This is a genomic window from Bradyrhizobium sp. P2_E8, assembly GCF_056403875.1.
In genome coordinates this window covers 1-2948 of the sequence record NZ_JBFUES010000929.1, presented here as the reverse complement: position 1 = coordinate 2948, position 2948 = coordinate 1, and the positions used below count along the sequence as shown (strand labels likewise).

Genomic DNA, 2948 nt, shown 5'->3' with positions numbered 1-2948 from the left:
TTCCGCCGTTCGATCTGAAACTCGGCTACGAGCTCTACGAGCTGTTGCTGAAGCCGGTCGAGAGCGGATGGAAGCCGGCCAAGAACCTGATCGTGGTCACCAACGGCGCGCTGGGCCTGTTGCCGCTGTCCCTGCTGCCGACCGCACCGGCGGAGGTGGCCGCGGACGAGGACCCGCTGTTCGTCGGCTACCGCAAGGTACCGTGGCTGGCCCGAACCCATGCCGTGTCGACGGTGCCATCCGCGGCCGCGTTGCGCACGCTGCGGCAGCTGCCGCCGGGCAAGCCCGGGCGCGGCGACCTCGTGGCGTTCGGCGACCCCTATTTCAACAAGGACCAGCAGGCCGAGGCTGAAACTGGCGGCGCCAAGGTTGAGGTGGCCGATGCCGGCGGCAACGTCACCCGCGGCATGCCGCTGAAGCGCCGCAACAGCCCAAAGCTCGACGGCGTCGACAGCGCCGAGCTCGGTCTGTTGCCCCGGCTTCCCGACACGGCCGATGAGCTGAAGTCGATCGCGCTCGCGTTGCAGGCGGATCCTTCAAAAGTGTTGTTCCTCGGCAAGAGTGCGACCGAGAACGCCGTCAAGACGATGAATCTCTCCGGCTTCAGGATCCTGGCTTTCGCCACCCACGGCCTGGTCCCCGGCGAGCTCAATGGATTGACGCAGCCGGCGCTCGCCTTGTCGTCCCCGACCGTGACGGGCGAGGGCGGAGACGGCCTCCTGACGATGGAGGAGATTCTCGGCCTCAAGCTCGATGCCGACTGGGTCATCCTGTCGGCCTGCAATACCGGCGCAGGTGCCGGTGCAGGGGCCGAAGCGGCATCGGGGCTTGGCCGGGCGTTCTTCTATGCCGGAACGCGGGCGCTGCTGGTGACGAACTGGTCGGTGCATTCGCAATCGGCGCGGCAGCTGGTGACCGACCTGTTCAAGCGGCAGGCCGACGATCCGAAGCTGTCGCGGAGCGAAGCGCTGCGCGAGGCGATGATGGCCCTCGTCGATGGCCCCGGCTATCTCAATGGCGAAGGCAAGACCGAGTTCGCCTATGCGCATCCGCTGTTCTGGGCGCCGTACACGATCATCGGTGACGGCGGTGTACGTTGACGGCCGGTGAGGGAAGGATCGGACGGGAAATGAAGCGGACCATCTTGCTTGGGCTCGTTGCGGCGGGCCTGCTGTTTTCGGGAGCGGTGCGAGCGGCAACACAATTGATCACCGAAGAGGAAGCCAGGCTGCCGCCTCCGAAGGGGGCGATTGCCGCGGACCGGCGCGGCATCATGCGTGGTCCGAAGGTGGAATTCGTCTCGCCCGGCGATTCCGTCAACTCACCCTTGCGGCTGGTATTGAAGTTCGAGTCGTACGGTGGGGCGAAGATCGATCCGGAGTCGGTCAAGGTGATCTTTCTGCGTTCGCCGAATGTCGATCTGACCGCTCGGGTCAAGCCGTTTGTCCAGCCCGACGGCATCAACATGCAGGACGCTGAATTGCCGCCGGGCGAATACACCGTTCGCGTCGACATCAAGGACAGTGACGGCCGGCCGGGCACGGCGATCTTCACGCTGAAGGTTGCGCCCAAGTGACGTGTCCGTACTGCCAATCCGCCAACGCGGAAGGCGCGCTGGTTTGCGCGTCCTGTGCGCGTGATATTGCCGTTCCCGCCACGCTGATCGCGGAACGGGACGATCTGCGGCGCAAGCGTGACGAGCTGCGCGACGAGCTGAGGCAGGCCAGAGACGAAGTCGAGGCCATCATGCGGCGCAGGAAGCCGCGCTGACGATGGAATGTCCGTTCTGCGCCGAGACGATCAAAGACGAAGCCATCGCGTGCAAGCACTGTTCGCGCGATCTGCGCGTCGTGCGACCGACGCTTCGCGAGATCGACGACATCGTCGCCGACCTGGACAGGCTGAGGCGGGATCTCGATCGGGTCAACGTCCGCCTCGAGCGGTACAAGAATCCGCTGCGATATTTCGGAACGCATGCGGTTCTCTATGTCGTCATTCCATCGCTGCTGCTGACGGTCGCGCATGTCCTGGTGACCATCACCTTCAACCTCTCTCCGATCCCGCTTCGGATCGCGTCGATCGTGATCCCGCTGCTGTTCGGGTTCGTGGCCTATCCCCTGCACAGGGTCTCGGCCGTGGGAGCGTTCGTGCTGGCGTTCCTGGCTGCGAGCGTCAGCATCCTGTCGATGCTGACGGTCACCGGCATCCACGATCGTGTCCCGATCCTGCCGGCCGTGTGGATTGAATGGCGCGAAGTGTTCGAATACGGAGCGAGCATCCTGCTGGCCTTCGTCTCCGGAAACATCCTGGGCGTCCTGATCTTCCAGGTGCTGCCGCGCGTGCTTGCCCAGGGCGGCAAGCCGAACGCGTTCGCCTTCAGGATGGCGCGCCTGCTTGGACAGCATGTCGGCGAAGAGCAATTGCGCCGCCGGGCTCGTTTGATCCAGGACCTCATGCAGACTGCGGGGCCGCTGGCCGGCATCGCCGCGACGGCGGTCGGCTCCATTTACGCCGGCCTGAAGGGCCTGCTCGGATAGTCGCGAGGATTGTGCCGGCGGCGCGACATGATCGCGGTCAGCGTGCCGTGCCAGGCGTTTTACGCGCGCCGGGCCGGCGCGCGGTTCGATCCGAGCTGCGCTGCTTCTGGAGCTTTGCGACAAAGTCCTTCAGCGCGTCCGCCAGCGGCACTGACGCGCGGTAGGCGAGGCCGACCTCGCGCCTGACCTTGACCTCGATCTCGCGCACGGCGACGTCCGGATTGCCCTTCGCCACGCCCTCCGGGACGATGGCGATGCCGACGCCGGCCGCGACCAGCGCCATGGCCCAGTCCTCCGATTGCGCGATCGCCGCGCTCTGGCGCCGCTGCGCGGCGCGGCCGAAGAATTCGCTTTGCTCGCAATGGCAGCGGTCGATCATGGCAGCACCGGCGAGATCGGCGGTCCGGAGCC

5 protein-coding genes are annotated in these 2948 nt (G+C 66.0%); 4 read left to right on the top strand and 1 reads right to left on the bottom strand.

Annotated features, from left to right (window positions below):
• The 4 genes from AC1D00_RS34460 to AC1D00_RS34445 all read left to right on the top strand — a co-directional run.
• Positions 1-1100 (top strand): CHAT domain-containing protein (locus tag AC1D00_RS34460; protein WP_477013750.1); only part of this gene is annotated, 1100 nt, incomplete at its 5' end.
• 29 nt (positions 1101-1129) lie between these two features.
• Positions 1130-1576, top strand: a complete 447-nt coding sequence (locus AC1D00_RS34455) for a hypothetical protein (protein ID WP_477013749.1) — start codon at positions 1130-1132, stop codon at positions 1574-1576.
• Positions 1573-1770, top strand: coding sequence for a hypothetical protein (locus AC1D00_RS34450; RefSeq protein ID WP_477013748.1), 198 nt, complete (start codon positions 1573-1575; stop codon positions 1768-1770). The genes AC1D00_RS34455 and AC1D00_RS34450 overlap by 4 nt, the downstream gene beginning before the upstream one ends.
• 2 nt (positions 1771-1772) lie before the next feature.
• Entirely contained in the window at positions 1773-2537 is a 765-nt protein-coding gene (locus AC1D00_RS34445) for a hypothetical protein (protein WP_027547279.1), read from the top strand.
• A 37-nt stretch (positions 2538-2574) separates the two neighbouring features.
• Here the strand turns inward: AC1D00_RS34445 and AC1D00_RS34440 are convergent.
• Positions 2575-2948 (bottom strand): LysR family transcriptional regulator substrate-binding protein (locus tag AC1D00_RS34440; RefSeq protein WP_477013747.1); only part of this gene is annotated, 374 nt, incomplete at its 5' end.

Bases quoted from the DNA above. Each gene is read 5' to 3' on its own strand.
- AC1D00_RS34445 (WP_027547279.1), top strand. From the start codon at position 1,773: ATGGAATGTCCGTTCTGCGCCGAGACGATCAAAGACGAAGCCATCGCG.
- AC1D00_RS34455 (WP_477013749.1), top strand. From the start codon at position 1,130: ATGAAGCGGACCATCTTGCTTGGGCTCGTTGCGGCGGGCCTGCTGTTT.